This window comes from Pseudocolwellia antarctica (assembly GCF_049933045.1).
GTDB lineage: Bacteria > Pseudomonadota > Gammaproteobacteria > Enterobacterales > Alteromonadaceae > Pseudocolwellia.
In genome coordinates, this window is record NZ_CP187926.1 from 2,038,037 (window position 1) to 2,061,072 (window position 23,036).

20 protein-coding genes are annotated in these 23,036 nt (G+C 35.0%); 6 read left to right on the forward strand and 14 right to left on the reverse strand.

What is annotated here, in order from left to right; translation table 11 throughout:
- Nucleotides 1-5: 5 nt before the first annotated feature.
- Complete coding sequence (gene rlmA / locus ACPUVN_RS08840; RefSeq protein ID WP_426356980.1) at nucleotides 6-827, forward strand: 23S rRNA (guanine(745)-N(1))-methyltransferase; 822 nt, start codon at nucleotides 6-8, stop codon at nucleotides 825-827.
- Between the two features lie 34 nt (nucleotides 828-861).
- Here rlmA and ACPUVN_RS08845 read toward each other — a convergent pair whose 3' ends face one another.
- The 3 genes from ACPUVN_RS08845 to gnd form a co-directional block, all read right to left on the reverse strand.
- Nucleotides 862-1,368, reverse strand: a complete 507-nt coding sequence (locus tag ACPUVN_RS08845; protein WP_426370476.1) for a YdcF family protein — start codon at nucleotides 1,366-1,368, stop codon at nucleotides 862-864.
- Between the two features lie 343 nt (nucleotides 1,369-1,711).
- Nucleotides 1,712-2,140 (reverse strand): terminus macrodomain insulation protein YfbV, encoded by a 429-nt coding sequence (yfbV, locus tag ACPUVN_RS08850; RefSeq protein WP_426356978.1) that lies wholly within the window; start codon nucleotides 2,138-2,140, stop codon nucleotides 1,712-1,714.
- A gap of 558 nt (nucleotides 2,141-2,698) precedes the next feature.
- Nucleotides 2,699-4,165 (reverse strand): decarboxylating NADP(+)-dependent phosphogluconate dehydrogenase, encoded by a 1,467-nt coding sequence (gnd, locus tag ACPUVN_RS08855; protein ID WP_426370477.1) that lies wholly within the window; start codon nucleotides 4,163-4,165, stop codon nucleotides 2,699-2,701.
- 443 nt (nucleotides 4,166-4,608) lie between these two features.
- Between gnd and ACPUVN_RS08860 the strand changes: the two genes are divergently transcribed.
- The 4 genes from ACPUVN_RS08860 to ACPUVN_RS08875 all read left to right on the forward strand — a co-directional run bounded on the left by ACPUVN_RS08860 (nucleotide 4,609) and on the right by ACPUVN_RS08875 (nucleotide 7,426).
- Complete coding sequence (locus ACPUVN_RS08860) at nucleotides 4,609-4,824, forward strand: DUF6500 family protein (RefSeq protein ID WP_426356976.1); 216 nt, start codon at nucleotides 4,609-4,611, stop codon at nucleotides 4,822-4,824.
- 84 nt (nucleotides 4,825-4,908) lie between these two features.
- Nucleotides 4,909-5,205 (forward strand): hypothetical protein, encoded by a 297-nt coding sequence (locus ACPUVN_RS08865; protein ID WP_426356975.1) that lies wholly within the window; start codon nucleotides 4,909-4,911, stop codon nucleotides 5,203-5,205.
- A gap of 138 nt (nucleotides 5,206-5,343) precedes the next feature.
- On the forward strand, nucleotides 5,344-6,018 hold the full coding sequence (locus tag ACPUVN_RS08870; protein ID WP_426370478.1) for a DUF2982 domain-containing protein: 675 nt from the start codon (nucleotides 5,344-5,346) through the stop codon (nucleotides 6,016-6,018).
- Nucleotides 6,019-6,154: 136 nt separating this feature from the next.
- On the forward strand, nucleotides 6,155-7,426 hold the full coding sequence (locus ACPUVN_RS08875) for an O-acetylhomoserine aminocarboxypropyltransferase/cysteine synthase family protein (protein WP_426370479.1): 1,272 nt from the start codon (nucleotides 6,155-6,157) through the stop codon (nucleotides 7,424-7,426).
- 151 nt (nucleotides 7,427-7,577) lie between these two features.
- Here ACPUVN_RS08875 and ACPUVN_RS08880 read toward each other — a convergent pair whose 3' ends face one another.
- Nucleotides 7,578-9,977: a TonB-dependent receptor gene (locus ACPUVN_RS08880; RefSeq protein WP_426370480.1), complete on the reverse strand. Its 2,400-nt coding sequence runs from the start codon at nucleotides 9,975-9,977 to the stop codon at nucleotides 7,578-7,580.
- A gap of 243 nt (nucleotides 9,978-10,220) precedes the next feature.
- Nucleotides 10,221-10,550 (reverse strand): hypothetical protein, encoded by a 330-nt coding sequence (locus tag ACPUVN_RS08885; RefSeq protein WP_426370481.1) that lies wholly within the window; start codon nucleotides 10,548-10,550, stop codon nucleotides 10,221-10,223.
- Nucleotides 10,551-10,872: 322 nt separating this feature from the next.
- Between ACPUVN_RS08885 and ACPUVN_RS08890 the strand changes: the two genes are divergently transcribed.
- A complete protein-coding gene (locus ACPUVN_RS08890; protein WP_426370482.1) occupies nucleotides 10,873-11,421 on the forward strand; it encodes an acyloxyacyl hydrolase in 549 nt (182 codons plus the stop codon).
- Between the two features lie 145 nt (nucleotides 11,422-11,566).
- On the opposite strand, the gene ACPUVN_RS08895 is transcribed toward ACPUVN_RS08890, so the two are convergent.
- The 9 genes from ACPUVN_RS08895 to tnpA (ACPUVN_RS08935) form a co-directional block, all read right to left on the reverse strand.
- Nucleotides 11,567-12,139 (reverse strand): glutathione S-transferase family protein, encoded by a 573-nt coding sequence (locus tag ACPUVN_RS08895; RefSeq protein ID WP_426356970.1) that lies wholly within the window; start codon nucleotides 12,137-12,139, stop codon nucleotides 11,567-11,569.
- A 218-nt stretch (nucleotides 12,140-12,357) separates the two neighbouring features.
- Entirely contained in the window at nucleotides 12,358-16,101 is a 3,744-nt protein-coding gene (locus ACPUVN_RS08900) for an AAA family ATPase (RefSeq protein ID WP_426370483.1), read from the reverse strand.
- On the reverse strand, nucleotides 16,098-17,420 hold the full coding sequence (sbcD, locus tag ACPUVN_RS08905; RefSeq protein WP_426356967.1) for an exonuclease subunit SbcD: 1,323 nt from the start codon (nucleotides 17,418-17,420) through the stop codon (nucleotides 16,098-16,100). Before sbcD ends, ACPUVN_RS08900 begins: the two co-directional genes overlap by 4 nt.
- Before the next feature lie 236 nt (nucleotides 17,421-17,656).
- On the reverse strand, nucleotides 17,657-18,565 hold the full coding sequence (locus ACPUVN_RS08910; RefSeq protein ID WP_426356966.1) for a YeeE/YedE thiosulfate transporter family protein: 909 nt from the start codon (nucleotides 18,563-18,565) through the stop codon (nucleotides 17,657-17,659).
- 161 nt (nucleotides 18,566-18,726) lie between these two features.
- Nucleotides 18,727-20,244 (reverse strand): FMN-binding glutamate synthase family protein, encoded by a 1,518-nt coding sequence (locus ACPUVN_RS08915; protein WP_426356965.1) that lies wholly within the window; start codon nucleotides 20,242-20,244, stop codon nucleotides 18,727-18,729.
- A gap of 343 nt (nucleotides 20,245-20,587) precedes the next feature.
- Nucleotides 20,588-21,031, reverse strand: a complete 444-nt coding sequence (tnpA, locus tag ACPUVN_RS08920) for an IS200/IS605 family transposase (RefSeq protein ID WP_426357338.1) — start codon at nucleotides 21,029-21,031, stop codon at nucleotides 20,588-20,590.
- Nucleotides 21,032-21,228: 197 nt separating this feature from the next.
- Entirely contained in the window at nucleotides 21,229-21,864 is a 636-nt protein-coding gene (locus ACPUVN_RS08925; protein WP_426356964.1) for a GNAT family N-acetyltransferase, read from the reverse strand.
- A gap of 173 nt (nucleotides 21,865-22,037) precedes the next feature.
- On the reverse strand, nucleotides 22,038-22,418 hold the full coding sequence (locus ACPUVN_RS08930; protein WP_426370484.1) for a DUF3192 domain-containing protein: 381 nt from the start codon (nucleotides 22,416-22,418) through the stop codon (nucleotides 22,038-22,040).
- 112 nt (nucleotides 22,419-22,530) lie between these two features.
- A complete protein-coding gene (gene tnpA / locus ACPUVN_RS08935) occupies nucleotides 22,531-22,989 on the reverse strand; it encodes an IS200/IS605 family transposase (protein ID WP_426370012.1) in 459 nt (152 codons plus the stop codon).
- Nucleotides 22,990-23,036 lie beyond the last annotated feature (47 nt).

Consider the following 23,036-nt stretch of genomic DNA (forward strand, 5'->3'; position numbering starts at 1 on the left):
TAAACATGACCCATAACAAACCCACAGCGGATTACCTTTGCCCTTTATGTAATGAAAACTTATTACTAACGGGCAAAACCTATCGATGCAGTAAAAACCATTGTTTTGATGAAGCGAAAGAAGGTTACGTAAACCTTTTACCTGTTCAGCATAAGCACTCTAAATCGCCAGGCGATAATGCTGATATGGTAAATGCACGTAGATCATTTTTAGATAATGGTTATTACCAGCCGTTAATCGACAAGTTAATGGCTTTGTATCATCAATATGCAACAAGCACCCTACCCGTGTTTGATGCTGGCTGTGGTGAAGGTTTTTATACTCATCAATATAAAAGCGACAAAAATCAAGTTTACGGTATCGATATTTCTAAATCGGCAGTAAAAATTGCAGCTAAGCGTTATAAAGATTGTAACTTCAGTGTAGGAACTCTGTCTCACTTACCTTTTGCTGATAGTTCGATAGGGTTTATAAATTCTATTTATGCACCGATTTTAGAAAATGAATTTAGTCGTGTGTTACAAAATGGAGGTTATTTACTTACAGTAACGCCTGCAGAAAAGCATTTGATAGAATTGAAGTCGTTAATTTATATTGATGCTAAAGAACACGATACGTCAAAAGATCCTATTGAACATTTGACCTTAGTGAGTGAAGAAAAGTTAAATTACACGATGGACTTCACTCAGTCTGACGACATTCTTAACTTACTGTCCATGACGCCATTTGCGTTCAAAGCTTCAACTGACGTTATTGAAGAGCTTAAAAGCAAACAAAGCTTTTCTTGCCAAGCAGATTTTCAAATTAGGTTATATCAAAAGATCTAATCTGTAGATTCTACATGTTAAGTCATAAACTATTTTAACAACAATTCCTATCACGTTTAATTGCCTGTTTTTCATGTTCTATTAAACGTGTTAGTTCTTGTTGTGATACCGACTCACCAATACATGTTATCGCTTCAGCGTATGCGAACTTACTATTAGGCATAACATGTTCAAATACTAACTTCGCACGTTCCATATGAAAATCAGACGTCACTAACACCACTTGATTTATTAGGTTTTTTTCTAGTAGGGGTTTAGACAAAAGCGCATCTTCAAACGTATAAGTACTTAACGCCACATCTATAAATACTGATTTTGACACACCTTTATTCCTGAGATAATTTTTAAGATGCTGACCATGTGAAGTTCGCGTTGTATTGAAACTTTCACCGAACCCACCTGTACATAATATTTTAACGTCATGTATTTTCTTCAACAAACACGAAGCAGTCAAAGCCATATCACACCTTAACTTTGCGATAGCCGACAAGTTTCCCTGTTCATCATTTAGGTGCCCTAAAATAACGATTACAGTGCTCATATGTCCTTATCTTCTAGTCTATTGTTAGCATTATTGCTATTTCAGGTTTAGTTAACCTGAACACGGTTTAAGATGTTTTTAATTCATTGAAATTATTACTAATAAAATTTAACTTATACTCTAGCTTGATAGTTTTTCTTTCTTCGAGGTAAGTTTCGCGTCAATAGCTAGCCTACTGCAAATAAATTTAACGATGAAGCAAGTAAAAGTAGCTGTTAGAGAAGAATATATTAAGTCGAGCTCAGATTAGTTAGTAGATTATTAAATACATTTATAAAAACAAAAAAGCCCATAACGGATTATGGGCTCATTCAATAGATTTTAATATCTTAATAAAAACTAGCTACTTTATTGGCATACTTCGATAGGTAATATTGAGTAGTTGAGCTAAGTCAATATAACGAGGTTTGTTCACCGAAAGCTTAATGTCGCCACCACTTTGATTAAACTTAGCTACACCCTCTTTATACCAAGAAGCTAAAGCAGGAGGTAAAAATTTATCGGCTTTTACACCTGAAACAACCAAAGCTTGTACAGGCATGCTTAAAATAAATAATCCGTACACTAAAGCCTGCGGTAATAATTCATAACCGCCAAAATACAATTGCATAATAAAAACGAAAACCGCCATTGCAGGTAAATACTTACAAGTAAAACGTGCTATTTGAACGGTTCGATAATCTTTAAAGTATTGGGCGAGTTCAATACGCTCAGGCCAAAGGCTGATGTATTTTCGACCTAGCTTAATGATGTCTAAAAGGTTTAATTCCATGGGTAAAATACTCTAAGTACCATAAATTGAATATAGCATAAAATTCATTTTATCGAATGTAATTTAAGCTTTTAATTGTAATACCAAGCGGATTAATTTATTGAGCAACTTAGAGCTACATTAGCAAGCTTAGAACAAGAAAAATTGATTAAACATAGTTATTCTATATTTTTTTAATTTTGTGATGTTATCAGTTTGCTAATGAGCTCCCGAAGGGCGAGAATTTAAAGGCTCATATGCCGCGTTATTGATTTTGACAAGGTTCCTACATGGATGTAGGACATTAGGGTAACGCAGGAGCAGTTACCGAGAATAACCATTCTCTTCAATCAATGCCTCGCCTACATGGATGTAGGTGCTTAGGTTCAGTCTGGAACTATGAACCTGTGCCTCTAAGCCTTTAAATTCTCGCTAAGTGAGCAATAAATTAATCCGTTTTGTATAAGATAACATTCAATTCTGTTTGATTAAAACACCTATATAAATAACTTTTAGGCACAAAAAAGCTGAGATAAACTCAGCTTTTATACAAACAGATTTCAACGATTAGCAAGGTAATTATACGTCGTAAGTTGTTGAAGAAGTGTCACCACCTCTACCTGTCCAGTTTGTATGGAAAAATTCACCACGTGCCTTATCTGTACGCTCGTAAGTGTGAGCACCAAAGTAATCACGTTGCGCTTGTAATAAGTTCGCAGGAGAGTTAGCCGTACGGTAACCATCAAAGTAGCTAAGTGCTGATGACAAACAAGGTACTGAAATACCTTGCATTGCAGCCGTAGCTACAACTTCACGCCAGCCTTGCTGTGCATTACTTACAACGCCGTTGAAGTAATCATCAAGCAATAAGTTTGATAAGTTTTCGTTTTTATCAAAAGCTGTTTTGATGTTATCTAAGAATACTGAACGGATAATACAACCACCACGCCACATAAGAGCGATAGCGCCACAATCTAATTCCCACTTGTATTCTTTAGCTGCTTCACGCATTACTGCATAACCTTGAGCATAAGAAACAATTTTAGATGCTAATAATGCTTGTTTTAAGCTTTCAATAAATGCGGTTTTATCACCATTAAATACTGGCGTTGGGCCAGAAATAACAGAAGATGCTTGAACACGTTCTTCTTTAATTGCTGATAAACAACGAGCAAATACTGCTTCGCCAATTAATGTTAATGGAACACCTAAATGTAAGGCTGTAACACCTGTCCACTTACCTGTACCTTTTTGGCCAGCAGTATCAAGAATGCTTTCAACTAATGCTTTACCGTCTTCTTTATACGCTAAAATGTCAGCAGTAATTTCTACTAAGTAGCTGCTTAATTCTGTTTTGTTCCAATCAGCAAACACGGCTTGCATTTCATCAGCAGACATACCAAGTAAGTCACGCATTAAAATGTAAGCTTCACAAATAAGTTGCATATCGCCGTATTCGATACCGTTATGAACCATTTTCACAAAATGGCCTGCACCGTCATCACCAACCCAATCACAACATGGAACCGTTAAGTCGCCATTTTCGTCTGCAACTTTAGCTGATATACCTTGGAAGATAGGCTTAACATGTTCCCATGCTTCTTTAGCGCCACCAGGCATAATTGATGGGCCTAATAAAGCACCTTCTTCACCACCAGAAACACCTGTTCCGATGTAAAGAAGACCTTTTTCACGTAAGTAATGTGTACGACGGTTTGAATCTTCAAATTGGCTGTTACCGCCATCAATGATGATGTCGCCTTTATCTAAAAGAGGAATAAGTGTTTCAATAAAATCATCTACTGGTTGCCCAGACTTAACCATAAGCATAACTTTACGAGGAGTTTCTAATGAAGCAACTAAGCTTTCAACTGAATCAGCACCGCGAATACTTTTATCTTTAGCACGACCATTAATAAAGTTTTCCACTTTATTATATGAACGGTTAAATGCTGTTACAGTAAACCCTTTACTTGCCATATTAAGGATTAAGTTTTCGCCCATAACTGCTAGGCCAACAACACCTATATCTGATTTTGATTTCATGTTTTCTCCAGAGAAATAATTTTATCGAGTTTCATTACATTTCTTACATCCGAATATACCGCGAGTGAATATAATGGGATGTAAATGGAATAACTGTCACATAAACTAACTACACATATTTACCCACTAAGATACCAGATAAAAATATAACGGATAATTATATTAATACATTTCTTATGGCTTTTAGGAATATATGAATTAGCATTAAACTAAAACGGTTTACTTCAAACCTTTTACAGATAGTATTTCTGACGTATTTAGGTCTAAATATGGCATCGGAGTTTACCAGTATTTACATGTTATTGCTGCTTTTTTAAAAGTATTTATCACGAATAAATACATATTCTTTTAAATACAATTGTTTTTATTGAATATATTATTATTAGCGGTGATGATGAAAAAATAAAACCTTTTACAAACACTATATCGAGAAAATAACCCTTATGAATGAATCTATTAAAGAAAAAATTATTGATGTGTGTGATCAAAAAATCAAACAAAAAGGTGATAATGTCGGCTTGTCATTCTATGCTTTTTTCAAAAATAAAAATTCAGAGCCACAATTACTCATGGAAGTCGCAACTTGGTGGATTATGACAGAGAAACTAGATCACTTTGAAAAAGCCGTTAAAATAAAGAAAATGATTCAAGCTTTATAACAACTTAACCTATAAACTTATGGTTATATCTCCTGATACACATCATTTATAAATTAATATCAAATAACTCGAAGAACCTAAATAATGAAACACTCTAAAACAACTCAAAAGCTTGAAAATAGATTAATTGCGACGATTGAAAAAATGAAAATATTGTTGGCAGAAGAATTAGCGGGCTTCGTTGATATTAACTATGTCGTTAAATATGATAATTTTCCTAACAGCTTATTAATGCATTGTACTTTTGATAAAGATACAAACTTAGTTCAAGCGAAAAGCCAGGAAGTAACTTATCAAAAAAAGCTTCATCGACTGCTTTTTAAACAAGGTATTGTGCTAAAAAATTCAAGCCACAACTTAGTATTTATTCAAGAGTTATAAACTTAACATAAAGTATGAATACTCTGATTGTGAAATTAACATTCCGTAACTCATGTTGTATGACTAATACCCGTAACAAATACTCTGTGAATAACACACTGTAGCAATGTTTTATGATTAACGTATGAGGTTAGTTTTTTGCAAAACCCAGTAGAAGAACAAATAACCATTAAACCTAAAACTAAGAATAACGGACTTTTTCTTATCTTTTTAGGCGTGTTATTAATTTTTATCAGTATGTTTATTAACTTGCTGTTCTGGGACGAATATAAAATTCAATTAATGTTGTTATTTTTAACCTGCAGTATTGTGTTATTAACAGGCATATTAAAATATTCTGAGCCTGAAGTTAGTTATAAACTAACACGCCAGCAACTCTGCCTTTATCATAGAAATGGAAACTGGCAGCTAAACTGGGAAAGTATTGTTCGCCTTGGTCAACCGAGTGCCAATACTATTTTCGAAAACATCAACTTACCTTACATCGGCATAAAGCTTAAAGATATGGCTCTCATCGCTGATAACATTTCACCTCGATTAGCAAATAAATTAATCCATGAGCAACGAGAGTTATTGATACTAGCAGTAAGAAATAACGAGATAAAACTAGAAAGCGGTCTTATTAGCTTTGAACCTTTCACCTTAAATAATAAAGTTTACAAAGGCCCTATCGCCGCTTGGCTTTTTAGAACCGAACAATTACATCAGGTTTATGGCTACCACCTGTTTCTACCTGATAGTGGATTTGACAGAAAATTAGGTGACTTTTTGACGTTACTAAAACAATGTAAAGAATACGCCAATACGATATAGAATAAAATTCAGCTCAGATATTGTTCTTAATATATTCCAAAAACATCTTCATAAAAATAGAACAATAATTTAACAAGCTTTGAATAAGTGCTATAAATATATCCCCTATTTATTATAACTAAAAATGGAATATATAATGAAGTTAGCCTCCTTAGCTTTACATCATGGATATGAGTCTGAAGCCACTACAAAAGCAGCCACTACTCCTATTTATCAAACCACCTCTTACACTTTTGATAACACTCAGCATGGCGCTGATTTGTTTGATTTAAAAGTACCAGGCAATATTTATACACGCATTATGAATCCGACAACGGATGTACTCGAACAACGTGTATCAGCGATGGAAGGTGGTTTAGCAGGATTAGCTGTAGCTTCAGGCATGGCGGCGATTACTTATGCTATTCAGGCGATTACTTCAGTGGGCGATAACATTATAAGTACTAGCCAGCTATACGGCGGTACTTATAACCTTTTTGCTCATACACTTCCTAGACAAGGGGTAAATGTTAAATTTGCTTCTGCTGACGATTTAGCTGCATTTGAAAACTTAATTGACGACAACACGCGTGCTATTTTCTGTGAATCAATTGGTAATCCTGCAGGTAACATTGTTGATTTAGAAGCTTTAGCTAAAATAGCGAATAAACATGGCGTACCGCTTATTGTTGATAACACGGTTGCTAGCCCTGTATTGTGTCGTCCTATTGAGCTTGGTGCTCATATTGTTATTCATTCTCTAACTAAATATATTGGCGGCCATGGTACAAGTATTGGCGGCATTATTGTCGATTCAGGTAAATTCGATTGGGTTGCTAACAAAGAACGTTTTCCTATGTTGAATGAACCTGATCCTTCATATCATAACGTGGTTTACACCGAAGCTTTAGGCGCAGCAGCTTATATTGGTCGTTGTCGTGTTGTACCTCTAAGAAATACTGGTGCAGCTCTTTCTCCGCACAGTGCATTTTTAATTATGCAAGGTTTAGAAACCCTCTGTTTACGTATGGAACGTCATTGTGAGAACGCTTTAAAAGTAGCTAACTATTTAAAAAATCATGACAAAATAAATTGGGTAAATTACGCAGCATTACCTACCAGCCCATATAACGACTTATGTCATAAGATCACAAGCGGGAAATCTTCAGGTATTTTAAGTTTTGGTATTAAAGGTGGTAGCGAGGCTGGCGGTCGTTTTATTGATGCACTAGAAATGATCTTACGTTTAGTAAACATTGGTGATGCTAAATCTTTAGCTTGTCACCCTGCATCAACAACACATCGTCAATTAAATGCTGAAGAGCTTAAGTCTGCAGGAGTTTCTGAAGACTTAGTGCGTATTTCCGTTGGTATTGAAGATATTGACGACATTATCGCCGATATTGAACAGGCGCTAGAAAAAGCTTAATCGTTATTTTTACAAGACAGTTATTTAATTAGAAACAAAAAAGGCTCAAAACACATAATAACTTTATGGTTTTGAGCTTTTTTATATCGTATTTATATTCGTTTACATTAATCCAATTCTTAAACTCAAATTCAATGCTAACAATTAAAAGTTAAAAGCTTCCTCTTACCCCAAAGCTAAAACCTCTGCCTGGCAAAGGAACACTATCTTTTAGGAATGATGAATGCACTCTCGCATCTTCATCTGTAATGTTATCGGCTTTTAAGAACACAACAAAATCATTACCTATACCATCTACATAATAATTAACGTTTGCATCTATCATGCTGTAACCGTCAGTAGATGTTTCATTTTCAGCAATTTTGTTTTGATCAAAATAACGCTGTGCAGTTAGTGTTGCTGAGAATTTCTCACCCGTATAACTAAATTCAGAACCTAAACGTAGTGGTGGGATTCTTGGTAAGTTGTCACCTGAAGTTAACTTAGCGCGAATATAATCACCAAAAACTTTAGCTGTAAAGTTAGGCGTTACTTGATAAATCAATTCTGATTCAATTCCGTATAAATCTACGTCTGACTGCTCGTATGCATAGATTGGGTAGGCATCATCTTCATGATCATGTCCCTCTTCATCATGATCATCTTCTTCAAAGATCTCACTAGTCAAACCTGTATTACGTTGATAGTAGTAATCATCTATACGATTATAAAAAGCACTAACAACAATACCTAAGTTTCCTTCAAATTTTCTGAAGGTTAAATCAGCGCTTAAGCTTGTTTCAAGGTCAATGTCATTGCCAGATAATTCAACTTGACCACTTGCTTCATTTACTTGATATAAAGCGCCAAGTTCATAAGTACTTGTTCCTATATGTGCGCCATTTGAGAAGACTTCGCTCGCTGAAGGTGCGCGTTGAGAATAACCAAAAGATACACCTAGGTTATACCCTTGCGTATAATTCCACACTACGCCTAAAGAAGTACTTACAGGTGTAAAAGATTGATCACTCAAATCATCTGTTAGTTCAAGAGTATTGTCTAATGAACCAGCTTCAAGATTAACATGCTCTACTCTTGCTCCCACTTGTATTAATACATCATCAAAATGTTTTTCTTCTAACCAAGCTAAAGCCAACATAGTTGTATCGGAAGGAGGTGTGAATGCTTCTTCGCCAATGGCTTCAAAATCTGATGTTTTATAATGAAAAGTCAGAGCACCTTTCCAATCATTGATTGGTGAATGGTAAAGGTCGAAACGCGATTCAAACATTTTATTTTTAAAGGTAGTGCCTATTTCACCATCTTCAATTTCTTGATGCATATAGTCGGTATAAGCTAATTTACTTGTAAGACGATGTACCCATTTATTATCAAAAGTTAAATCACTAAGAATTTGGTATCTGTCTTGTTCAACCTGGCTAAAAACTTCTTCTTCCTCATGCTCTTCTTCTTCGTGATCGTCTTCACCTTCTTCTTCATGGTGTTCATGGCCAGGTATTCCATATTTACGATCTAAATAACCGTAAGAGAACCCAATAAAGCCATTATCAACAATATAGCTAGAGCCAACAGTGAAGCCTTTAGCTCTTGAAGATGAATTATCTAAAGTATCAGATTGCTCTTCTTCGTGATCTTCCTCTTCTTCATGTTCTTCTTCATTACTGAAAGAAGAAGGTAGATTATAATCATTAGATTCACGATAAAAAGCATCTACATGAAAAGCAACGGCTGCATCATTATCAAGATCAACACCTGTATTAATGTTAATAGAAGCTTCATTTTCGTCAGCCACATCATTATGTTTAACAAAGTAATCTACTTGATTGTCAGTGTTTGTTGGTATTCTGTTATCAACAACATTCACTACACCACCAATAGCTCCACTTCCATAAAATAAGGTCGCAGGACCACGTAATACTTCAATTTGTGTTGCGGTACTGGCATCAGCCGAAACAACATGGTCTGGTCCTACACGTGATGCATCACCTACATCTAAACCATTTTGTGTGATCATTACACGGGGTCCATCTAAACCACGAATAATAGGACTACTTGAAACTGGACCATAATAGCTAGAATGAATACCTAACTCACCTTTCAAAGTATCGCCAAGTGTTGAAGCTTGTTTTAATCGCAGTTCATCACTTGATAAAACATTAATAGGCAGTGCTGATTCAATGGAAGATGCATGTAATGGTGTTGCATAAACATCTATATTTTCCATAACGCTATTATTTAAAGTAAAAACTAAGTCAGATACGTTGTCGCTTTTAACACTTACATATTCTGAAGAATGACTGTAGTTTTTGGCTGCAATATGTAGCTCATATTCACCCGCATCAACACTTAATAACTCAAAGCCACCTTGTTCATCGGTAAGTACTTTTTTGTTAGTGTGATTAATACTAATTTCAGTATTAATCACAGGTTTGCCACGCGAGTTAATGACTTTACCTGAAATTGTTTGTGCGAAAGTTTGAGGTATAACTAGCATACCGATAGTACAACACGACAACTTAAAAGCTGCGCTACGTTTATTAAAAAATGTCATTGGATGTTCCTGTGAACTCGAAAATTAATAATGCACCAAATTCATAATATTTTGTGTTTGTTAAAATAAAAACTGAGATGAAATACACAATAGCAAAAGCCATAGGCATTAAAGCTCAATTTGAACTACGTGATTTAACACGTATTACTGCTCAAATAATTATAAAATTAGTATTAACATGTCACATAAACTGACATGGAAAATATAAAAAAACATGATGGTCACTGTAGTTATACAGTGAAACTACGAGTAAACAGGAGGTGCTCTTAAGGGAGGTGTTACTGAATTGTTTGCATGAAAGGTAACCGGGTAAACATGTGGTACATATGCAGAATAACGAGAGATAAACTGTTGGCTTATTCCTATATTATTATCAATATCGTCGATATATTGTTGGCATAAACTACAATGTTGTTCCGCAGCAATATTCGATACATCACCTTTAGCTAAATTGTAATGCTCTCCATGACTAATAAATGAAAATAGCATCGCAAAAACTAATAACGCAGGTACAAAAACCTGACGCGTATTAATGCGTTGTATCTTATTTAATGAGTTTAGGAATTGGTTCATCAAAGCAGTAAATTTAAGGTCTATAATTTGAATGTGATACTATAACATACGTTATAATATCACAAGTACTGTGTGCCTTTTATTACAATAATGTGAACACTCATAGGCGATTATTAAGCACTTCAGTTTTTGATATAGTTTTAGTCATTTCCCCTCTTGTTTACATATTAAAAAAAATTTACTAAAAATATCTACTAATAATTTATAGCCTTCATGTATTGCTGGACGATTAGCTCCAAAATGGAGACGTTTAGACGTATTTAAACTCATATCTCTTTATATAATTTCCACAATGAAATTACCTACATATTAGAAAAAGAAAATGAACACCTTAAAAGCAATAAAATTAACAATCTTGGCATTACTTATAGCAACAGGTTTGCAATCACCTACAGTACAAGCAAATAGCAATGTCATTGCTGTGAATTATATTCATGGCGAAAGCGATGTAGACGGTATTAAAATCGCTTATCAACGACATATCGACTATTTAAAGCAGTTTTCTTCAAAGCTAAATCTTTACTTCGAAACGAGTATAAACTTTTGGGAATATGGTGCTGAAAACAAACATGATACAAACTTCGTTTTAGCTATGTCGCCAGTAGTACGTTATCAAATAAGTAGCACTTATAACAATCCACTTTATGCTGAGTTTGGTATAGGTATATCTTTACTCGACGATACGCAATTTGCAGGAAAAAATGTAAGTACCCATTATCAATTTGAAGACAGGTTAGGTTTAGTTTATAAATTTGGTAAAAGTAGAAAAGACAGTATTGCCTTACGTTATTTACATTACTCAAATGCGTGCTTTAAAAGCCCTAACCCAGGATTGGATTTTATAAGCTTTTCATATAGTACAACAATATAAGTCACGTAAGCTGTTAAAGTCATATTTGATTGCAGTGATCACCTGTCTCAGTAAGTCATTAGGTAAATACAAAAAAACGAACACAAGATTAACTTGTATTCGTTTTTTAGATTTTTAGGTTTTTAAAGTGTAGCTTACAACTTAACTAGCTAGTTTTATCGGGGCTTGTTGCATCAAACAATTCCCAAGTATGAATCGTCGATAAAAACTCATTTAAAGCTGAAAACGCTTCTAGTGAGAAACGCTTACGAAATACACCCCAAGCTAAGAAACACGCTAAGCGAAGTTGTCCGTCAGAGTATTTGTGCTCAGCAATAGTTGTTGAACTTATGATTGTATTAAGTTCTTCTAAACACGCATTTACACGGTTTTTTTGGCGTAACATGTAGTCGTTATTTTCAGGCGTAACACCACTGTTGCCAAGAATAAATAAATTAATTTCGGAATCAAGCGCTGTATTAGCTAGCGCAAATAAATCAAAGTCTGCAACATCAACAAAGCCCGCTTGACCACTCTTTTGTTTAATATGCAGTAAAATACTGCTTGAGTCAGATAACGTTAAATCACCATCTTGTAAAAAAGGCACTTTCTTTGCCGGTGACTTTTCACTACTACTTGCATAGTCGGTATCAACAAATTCAAAATCGATGTTAGCGCTTAATAAAGCAATGCGACAATGTCTTACAAACGGTGATGTGTAGCTGCCATACAAGATCATATTTTTACCTTAATTATAGAATGAGATAGAAGAATGAATAAGAAGTTATGCTTCTTTAGTTAATTTGAGCTTAACTCAGTTAAGCTCAATTAAAATCGGGTTCAAATCGACATGTAAAGTACGTTAGTTTATATGTCGATTTGACCTTGATTGATTGTTCAACAAAATCAGTTAATAGTCCATCGATTAATAATCTCTCAATTAATCCTCTGGTAATATTAATTGGGTAAAAACTTAAATTGATCATCTAATTCGCTGATACCTAAACCACTAACTTTCTTCACTTCAATTTGTACGGCAATACGTTGTTTAAGTGTTTCAATATGACTGATAACACCTATGGTTTTTCCACTAGCATTTAAGTTATCTAAAGCATCTAACGCCATTTCTAACGTATCGTTATCTAACGTGCCAAAACCTTCATCTAAAAACAGTGAATCGATACTTGTTTTAGCGCTAACTAAGTCAGACAAAGCTAAGGCTAAAGCTAAGCTTACTAAGAAGCTTTCACCGCCTGATAACGTTTTAGTATCACGCACTGTATCAGCTTGCCATGTATCAATAACTTCAAGTGCTAAGGTATCTTGCTCTTGTCGCTGTAACTGATAACGTCCGTGAAGCTTAACGAGTTGTTGATTAGCTAAGTACACCAAGTGAGCAAGAGTTAATCCTTGAGCGAAACTTCTGAATTTACCACCATCTCTTGAACCAACTAAACCATTTAAGTGAGCTAAATCATCAACAGTTTTTTGTTTCTCTATAATTTCGTCTAATAAAGCTTGTTGCTGAATTTTAAGTTTTTTGTCTTGTGTTAAATGCTCAGTTTTTTGGCCCAGTAACAATTGGGTTTGCTTCAACTGTTCAGTTAATAGTGCAAGTTCTTGTTCTACTTTTTCACTATCAAAGTCTTTAATGCCTTTTTCTAGCAATTCAGCTTTTTGTTTATTCAACTCTTCTAATGTTTCGTTATGTTGACTCATTAAAATTTGTGACTGCTGCTTATCTCGCTGTAAAATTTCTTTAAGCTCAACTAAAGTATTACGTTGTTCTTCTGTCATTAACGCATTTTTGAAGGCGGTTTCATCTTCAAACATACTTTTTTCAAGGGCTAATACAAAGGTTTCTATCGCTGCTTTTTGTTCAATGTCTAATAGCGCATATTGCTCATTACTGGCTTTGTATTCACCTTCAATACTCTGGAACTTTTTAACGAAGTCATTATATTTAGTTTGTAACTCAGTAAAAGCAACTTGCTCAAGCTTACGTTGCTCTGCGATCTCGCCTCTAACTTGGCTAACCGCTTGCTTTGCAAATAAAGATATTCTCTGCTCTGAAGCTTTTGTAAACTCTTCTAGCAAGGCTTCTTTTTGAGTGGTTAACTGAGTAAGTTCTTGCTGTGTTTGCTGCTGTTGGCCGTTCACTATAGCGATTTGCTTTTCGCATTCACTCAGTTGTTCTTTTGTTTGATTTACTTGCAACACATGTTGTTGATAAACAGATACTTGTTCTGATTGTGTGATTAACCAAGCTTCTACTTGTTCAATCGCAGGCAATGTTAACCCTATTGAATTAAAGTCGACACTCAAGGCTTGTAAGCTTTGATTTACGTTGTCGTTTTGTTGAGATATTTGTTGATTAAGTACTGATTTATTTTCGCTGTGATCAGCTATTTTTTTATCTAAAGCCGTTAACGCACCCGTACCTTCAAGCTGCTGTTTTTCTAACGTATGTAATTCGTTCTGAATTGAATTGAATGACTGAGTAAGTTGATTAAGCTGATTAACTAACTGACTTATTTGTTGTAATTCAGCATCGTTATTATTAAGGGTTTGCTCAATCACTTGATAATCTTTTAGCTCACACATCAGGCCAATAGCCATGCGTTGTTTAGACCATTGATCGATTAATGCATTTTGCTCTGTTACTTTATCAGCAAGATCTTTTTCAGCTGAGGATAAGTTAGTTTCGATTTTGGCTTTTTCTAAATTAAGTTGTGTTCCACTGTCTTTAACTTGTTCTACCGCGATTTTTAATTGATTAAAGCGTGCTTGCGTTTCGTTTTGCTCAATACTTTTATACTGTTCAATGGCTGGATGTTCAAACGAGCCACATAACGGACAAGCTTCACCTGCTTGTAAATTATTACGATGTTCGGTTAGTTCTACAATTTTTTTCTGTTGATTTAAAATGGTTTCAACATCTTTAAATTGTCGGTTTTTATTTTTATATTCAATTCTTAATTGCACTAACTGAACATCAAAATTACTTATAGATTGTTTAAAGCCTTGCTTGCTTTGAAGTACTTGTTCAATAGTTTGTTGCAACACCGAAAAACGTTGTGCACATTGCATAATTTGCGCTTGAACATTTTGGTTGTTTTGTAAAAAACCTAATCTTTCATTTAAAAGCTGTTCACCCTCTTCAATCGGATTATTGCTGTTAGTAACCGCTTCTTGTGTTTTCGGGTTTTGTTGTAGTAACTCGAATTTGTTTTGTATTACTTGTTCAAGCTTCGTTCTAACCTCATTGTATTTATTATTCGCTTGCTGGTTAGTTTGTACTTGGTTGTCTTTTTGTACTAAAAACAGTTCTGCTTGCTCAACATTATTTTTCTGCTGTTGAGTCAATTCTGCAATGGCTTTGTTTACGCTATTAATATGCTGAAATTGATTTTTCCATAACGGAAGCTTTTCAGGCAAGGTACTTAATGATGAGTTTTCTTCAATAAACTGTGACGAAACACTAATACTTTCTTTAAAAGCTGTTACTTGATTTTCATGTGTTTGACGTTCGTTATTTTGTTTATTAAGGGTTAAAGCAAATTCTTCAAGCTTTTTACTTACACTTTCACCTTGTTTAGTAATTTGCGCTATTTCACCATCAAGAGGGATAATTTTTTCAACAATCAAACTTTCAGTTGCTACTCGCTCAGCTTCTGTTTTTTGTTGAAGTGTTTTTAAATCCTCAAGTTGGCTTTCAGTATGCTTAGCGTCTTTTTGTGCAAAAGCGAGTTGATGCTTTAGCTTTTCTCTAGCCGCTTTTTGCGCAACAAATTGTTTAACAGTACGTTCTTTTAATTCATGATATGTGCGTAAACGCTCTGCAGGCTCTGAGGCTTTTAATTGTGCTAATTCATGCTGTGAGCTTTTTTCTTTTGCTTCACTTTGAGTAAAAAGATCAGTGGCTTTTGTTAATTTTAATGTGGTTTCGTTAAAGCTAGTTGCCCACGTTTTAGCTTGTTGAGACAAAGCGAATTCTTGTTGAAGCACAAACTCTTTGTTGTTACTGGTTTGAATGTCTTTTTCAATCGCCGATATTTCATCGTCTGATAGTAACGTAACGCCCTTACTCTGTGCTTGTAATAGCTTTAATGCATCGTTTTCAGCTTTGTGTTGTTCGAATACTTTTTGAGAAACAATACCGTAAATCTCTGTGCCCGTTAGTTCTTCTAATAGTTCAGCTCGGTCTTTCGCTGGAGCATTTAAAAATGCAGCAAAGTCTCCTTGCGATAACATCATAGATTTTGTAAATCGAGGGAAATCTAAACCTGTTATATTTGCAATTTCAGTTCGTACGGTTTGTAGTTTTTCAGCTAATATTTCGCCATCTAGTGTGGCTAACTCAGCTTTCGCGGCTTGTAAATTACCATCGACTTTACCTTTGGCTTTACGTTGGCTCCAAAAAGCACGGTAACCTTTACCCTTTACTTCAAACTCAACTTCAGCCAAACAAGTTGCTGTATGTCGCGTCATTAATTGATTTTGATTATCAGAGACCGTTAAGCGTGGAGTTCGGTGATAAAGGGCTAAACATATCGCGTCTAAAATCGTAGTTTTACCTGCACCAGTTTGACCTGTAATAGCAAATAAAGCATTGTCTTTAAAAGGGCTTTGGGTGAAATCAATTTTCCACTCGCCTTTTAACGAGTTAATATTTTGAAAGCGTAAACTTAAAATTCTCATTGCGCTTTCTCCACACTTTTCACAACTTTACTATTCAGTTCTTCTTTGGCTAGTTCAACGGCGTGTTGAAATAAATGGGTAATACGGGTTTTACGTTCTTTTTGTTCTTCTGTTTCCCAGTTTTCATTCGCTAAACGACTTTCAAACACTTCATCTAACGAGAGTTCATTTAGAGTGATTTTCTTTTGATGACTTGGCATTGATTCACGCGATTTTTTACTGCGTCTGATCAGAAGTACTTCTACTGGAAAATCTTCAATAAGGGTTTCAATACGAGCCGATAAATCTTGTAAATATTCTGCGCTGTTAACTTCGATATCTAACCAGATTTTTATTGGGTTGAGGGTTTGTTCAGGGGTTAAGTCTTGTGTATTGTCAGTCGGATTTTTTGTTTCGGCGAGAGATAAATACGGAGCGATATCTTTGTTCAACGATTCTAAATTTGTTTTTAAAGTCACTAAAGGCTGAAAGCATGGTATTTCAATTTCATTAATAACACGTTCAAAACCATCAGCTTTATCAGAAGTTAGAAACTCAACCATAACAATGCGTTTAGTTTGACTAGTTTCATCAAAACTTAAAGGAATAGGAGATCCGCAATAACGAATATGTTCGGTTTTCGCGACTTTTTGTGCTCGATGAATATGCCCTAAAGCAATATAGTCGGCATCAGGAAAAGCATTTGCTGGAAAGGCTTCGAGTGTACCAATATAAATATCACGCACAGATTCAGACGTAGTTACACCCACGGTAGTTAAATGCCCTGTCGCTATAATAGGATATTTACCTTGCGATAATGTTTGAGCTTGATCGAATAAGGTTTGGTAATGACCACTGATAGCTTGTTGCAATGATTGCTGTTTTTCAGAAGCTGATTGCCCTGCACTACTTTTAATAACATCGCGCGGACGAATAAAAGGAATAGCACATATAACGGCTTGTGCTTCACCCTGTTTGTTATTTAATGTAAAAACTTGCTCGTCGATATTATCGCTAACGGCTGGTATAACAGTGGTTGATAAACTTTTTAGTAAGGTTTTAGATTCACCTAACATAGCAACTGAATCGTGATTACCCGCTAAAATAACAAGCTGACATTTTAAAATATGCATTTGACTAATAAAGTCGAAATACATTTCACGCGCATAACTTGGCGGAGTGCCTGTATCGAAAATATCACCAGCCACAATCACGGCATCTATCTCATTGTCTTTAACTTGTTTGAGTAACCAATGAAGAAAATGTTGATGTTCTTTAGCTCGACTTTTTCCGTAAAAGTGTTGCCCTAAATGCCAATCGGAGGTGTGCAGTATTTTCATAAAATTATAGCGAGTGATTAAGATGAACTAGGTTGTTGATTCTACCCGATTTCATTGAGAAATAATGCAGGTTTCAAACATAATCTAATGAAAAAATAATGTGAAGAAAAACATGATATGTTTTCTCGAACGATGTACTAATAAATCGTTCGAGAAAGTTCTAAAGAAACAGATGACTATTTAGATCAATAGTCTATTAAATTAAGCTTAATGTAGTAAGAAATCACTCCTACTCATCAATTCCATTTAAAACATTTTATTATATAGTGCCCGCCCCAAATGCCTAATAACATTCCAGCCACAGCACCAAATCCCGAAGGTGATAATGTCGGTAATGCAAGTAATAACTGAACGCTATTTCCTCCCATCGCTATAGATGCTCCTATCCCCATTAATGTTCCAGCAAATAAATGTTCCGCTAGGTATTTAAAATTAGCCGGAATAAAACTAAACCTTTTTGTTCTCCATGCGGCTAAAAACATACCTAACAACAGAGCAACAAAAAACAGATATTGTTCTAACGAAGGCCAACTACTTGCACCTCCTTCAATCAGGGCTGTACTAATTTGTTGCAATAAAGTACTGGGTGGCCATCGAGGTTGATATAAGTAAATAAACCCAGACAGAAGTCCAATACCCATCATACCAAACCAGAGTTTCTTTCTTTTTTTATCGCCTAATAATGCCCATACAGAAATAGCTAAGGTGATAATAATAAGTGGTAAGTAACTAATTTCGCCTGGTAAAGAACTTCTAACCACTTCTATTTTTGGAGGCCAACAAGCAAGAATAACCCATCCCACTAACCAGCCTAAAATAGTAGCGAGCATTCGAAGATCACCACGAGATAATCGACTTAATGTAGAAACTCCACAACTTTTATTTAGTGCTGCGCCTAAACCGAATATAAAACCACCTAAGACAAACCAAGCACTTAACGCGTGTGTCCAAAAATTAAATTTTATATCTATAAGGTGAGAGAAATAAGCGGCAACCCAAGCCAGAACGCCACTGAAAATAATAGCTAATAAAAACTCTTTATTGCCTGCCTTCCACTCGTTTACACCCCTGACCATACATAAGCCAGTTGTTTGGGCTAAATACCCTAAAAAGAAAACACATATAGCAACGCCAAAAAACAACATGTTTTTTCCTGTCGTCTAACATAAATATCATTTATAAACGTATAACCCCTTTTATTCATTCTGTATACACAGCTTTAAGGGATGATTAAAATGATATTGTTTTTTATATTCACAAAAGGGGCAATTAGCCCCTTTTAATTCTAGTTTGGTTTAGCTATTTATTACCAAGAGGCAGCATTAGCTTGTGCCATGTCATAACGCCAACTTTCAGGTATAACAACTTCATCTAACAAAACATTGACATTTATTGTCGGGTAAAGTTGTTCATAGGTTTTAATATTTATACCTTCAACTCTACGATTCAAATGCTTAGGTTCAAGTTCTTCAACACTATTTAAACCAGCAGCGCCAACTAACTCCACTAGGTTTTTAACAGTTTCACGTTGAAAGTTAGCAACACGTTGTGATTTATCTGTAACGATAATCGCTTTATTTCGTGATGGATTCTGAGTAGCGATACCTGTAGGACAGTGGTCCGTATTACAAGTACGTGCTTGAATACAACCTAATGAAAGCATCATTCCTCGCGCCGAGTTAACCGTATCAGCACCTAAAGCCATGGCTCTTAAGATATGGAATGCTGAAAACATTTTTCCTGATGCAATAATACGCATTTTATCTCGAAGACCGAATCCAATCAGAGCATTATTAACAAAAATCAATGCGTCTTTTATTGGGGTTCCTACAGAGTTTGTCATCTCAGTTGGTGCAGCACCTGTTCCGCCTTCACCGCCGTCAACAGTAATAAAATCAGGTGTAATACCTGTTTCTATCATCGCTTTACAAATCCCTAAAAACTCATCATGACGACCTATACAAAGTTTGAACCCAATAGGTTTTCCTCCAGATAATTCTCTTAGCTGCTTAACAAAAAGTAATAATTCTGTTGGTGTTGAAAAGGCACTGTGTGATGGAGGTGAAACAACATCAGCTCCCATAGGAACATGACGAATAGCGGCAATTTCTTCAGTTAACTTAGCAGCAGGTAAAATACCACCATGGCCTGGTTTAGCACCTTGAGATAGTTTAATTTCTATCATTTTCACAACATCTTTAGTCGCATTTTCCTTGAATGTTTCAGGATTAAAGTTTCCTTGGTCATTACGACAACCAAAATACCCCGTACCTATTTGCCATACGATGTCACCACCGTGCTCCAAATGATAAGGACTCATACTACCTTCGCCCGTATTATGTGAAAAACCACCAAGTTTAGCGCCACGGTTAAGTGACATAATGGCATTCTTACTTAATGCGCCATAACTCATGGCTGAAATGTTCAATAATGCTGACATATAAGGTTTTGTACAGTCAGGACCACCAAACTTAATACGAGGATCAAAATCAGTAAGATGTTTAGGTTGCATTGAATGATTAATCCACTCATAGCCAGCACGGTTAACATCAAAAATAGTACCAAAAGGTCGAGTATCTCGATCACCTTTCGCACGTTGATAAACTAAAGATCTAAATTCTCTAGAAATAGGAGTTCCACTGGTATCAGATTCAACAAAATATTGCTGAATTTCAGGTCTAACAGCTTCTAGTAAATACCTGAATCGTCCGAATACTGGATATAAACGACGGATAGAATGTTTAGTTTGTAAGATGTCATACAAACCAATTAAGATCACAGGTCCTAAAATAGCAAAAGCCCACAACCAAGTAATAGATAACATGGATAAACCGAGAATTAATATAATCGATGTAATCATGAATACTATGAAAATTTGACGCATAGTCATAAAGTAATATTCCTCTTTGTAAATTTAATTCTATTTATTGTTTTTATTTTCGAGGAATAAGACACGGTCTTAGATGATTAAATTTCATGACAAAAAGAGAATTGATAGGCTTTATTAATGATTAACGATAAAAGGAAATTGAATACGACATACAAATCAAGAAATTATAAACTCATAATATCGAGATTAAATATTTGTTAAATACTATGAAAATAATTTTAAAAGGTTTATTTACGTTAAAAAACGTATAAAATTCTCGGCCGCAAGCAACCGAGTTTCAAAACAAGTTCAGTTGATCGCTATTAATTTCTTTACCATCTAATTCGATTAACTGTTCTTGAACATATTTCCTGATAACTTCTTCTGTTGCGTTACCAATCGTTTCAACAAAAAAGCTTTGTGTCCATAATTTACCGCCCCAGAAATACTGCTTTTTAATTTCAGGATAAATTCTAAAAAACTCACGAGCAGTTATACTTTTAATTATTTGCATAACATCGCTTGGCGACTGTTTAGGGATCCCTCTAATAACCATATGAATATGGTCACTCGGAATTTCTAACTCTACGATATCAATATCGTAGTCATATCCTACTTTTTGAATAATTGCTTTCATTGTTGAACGATAAGGTTCAATGAAGACTTTGTGTCGATACTTTGGTATCCACACAAAGTGGTACATTAATCTAAAGACATGATGTGTATTTCTTTGAAGTTCCATATGAAGAATAGCATTTACTGGGGTCCCCCCAGTATACACTATCCAGCACGGGGCAAGCCCCCGAGATTTACGCTTCGCTAGTTAAAGCAAGAAAGGGATATTAAGAAGTTTTGAGTAAAGGCAGATAAACTGCCTTACTATTTTGAATCTAAATTAAAGACTTTATTCGAATAAAAATTTGATTTTTAAACTAAAAATTAACGACGATGAACCATTAACGTTCCAGAAACATTACCCACACTTACTTCAGAGAATGTTTGATAATCAACGTCATTGAAAAAGTCTTGATATTTTTTAGTGGTGACATAAACCACAACACCTTCACTTTCAGCGTCTTCCTCTAAAATAGTATTAATTGCGGCAACTAAATAATGACCAAAGCCATGATGCTGATGGAGTGGATGTATAGCGATGAATGACAGCATGTGGAATTTTTTTAAAGGCACTGCTGCCAGTATTTTTTCTTCTTTCTCAATCATTTGCTTAGTACTGTAATAACCAGCACCTAACAACATTTTTAAACGCCAATGCCAAAAACGTTCTGAGCCCATGCCTACATCGGGTTTATTTAGGCACGCGACACCAACAATACTTTCACCTAAATAAAGCCCAACCATAGGTTGTTGAGCTTTCCAGAAGCCATTAAGTTCTTCACGAATTGAAGTTCTTAGTCTTTGCTCGTAATCAGGTTTGTCACCGTTAAAAATATCTAAAAATACAGGGTCGTCATGATAGGCTTGATACAATAAAGAAGCCGCAAGTTTTAAATCTTCAGGCGCTAAATACTCAGCCCTTACTTCTAAATCAGTTTTTGCAGATATTGTATCATTCATCCAAATTCCCTCATTTTGACTTATATATATTTTATTTATTATAGGTTTAATTTTTAAAATAACTAAGATTTAGCGCTTATTTATTCTTATAAGACCCATATAATTATCGATTATATACAATATCAGCATATTTTATAGTGAGCAAATATTAAGCATGAAAGAACGAGATCAGATTAAATCGCTTCAATACGTTTATAACTTCCACCAGCACCTACTTCAGTGAGAATACTATTCTCAAATTGTAAATATGTGCATTCATCTTTACTAGTAACACCATCTTTGTGTAAACGTTGAGTTCTATAATATATTACTTTTATCTCTTTACCTTTTACTTGGTAAGACTCAGTAAAGTCTGCAACACCAAGTAAAGTAGATGCCTGAGTATATTCACTATTTAAGGCTAAACTCTCAATATTTTTGCGATTTTCAAACTCATTGCTATGTTTCTTTTGAAAGCTATGCTCATCCTTATCCCCATCAATAGCAATAACACAACCTGTTAATCCAAATGTGATAGGAGCGACAATAAATAATGCCAGTAATGATTTTCTCATAATTATCCTTAAAGAGTTATAAATGTATTTTTAAGTAAAAAACCCCGCAGCAAGCTGTCTCGCTTAGGCTCGTCTTTCACTACGTGAAAGCGGGGTATTAATTAACCCTCTATCACCATAGTTGGAATTGATCATCTGTTATTGATTCTCGCTTAAGTTTTTTATAAGAATCATCTCCTTGATTCTTCACATAATCTTTTATTATTGACTCATTTCCATGCTTACCTACGCTGGTAATAAAGTATCCATCTGACCAAAACTCCCCTCCCCATAATTCCTTTTTAACAAATGGGCATTTCTTAAAAATCTCTCTTGCCGTAATACTTTTAACTATTTGCGCTATTTTTTTAGGGCTATACATCGGGACTGATTGAATCAAAAAATGAACATGATTTTTATCTGTTCCTATTTCTATGAACGCAATTTCATACCTTTTAGATATTTCTTCACAAACACCTTTCAGTACCTGATCAACTTCATCAGTAAATATCACTTTGCGATATTTAGCTGGACAAACAAGATGATACATTAGAACTGAAACATTATGACTTTTATGGAGAAATATACTCATCCTAATACTTTAGCGCTTATCCCAAATCGCAGCAAGCTGCGGGGAAT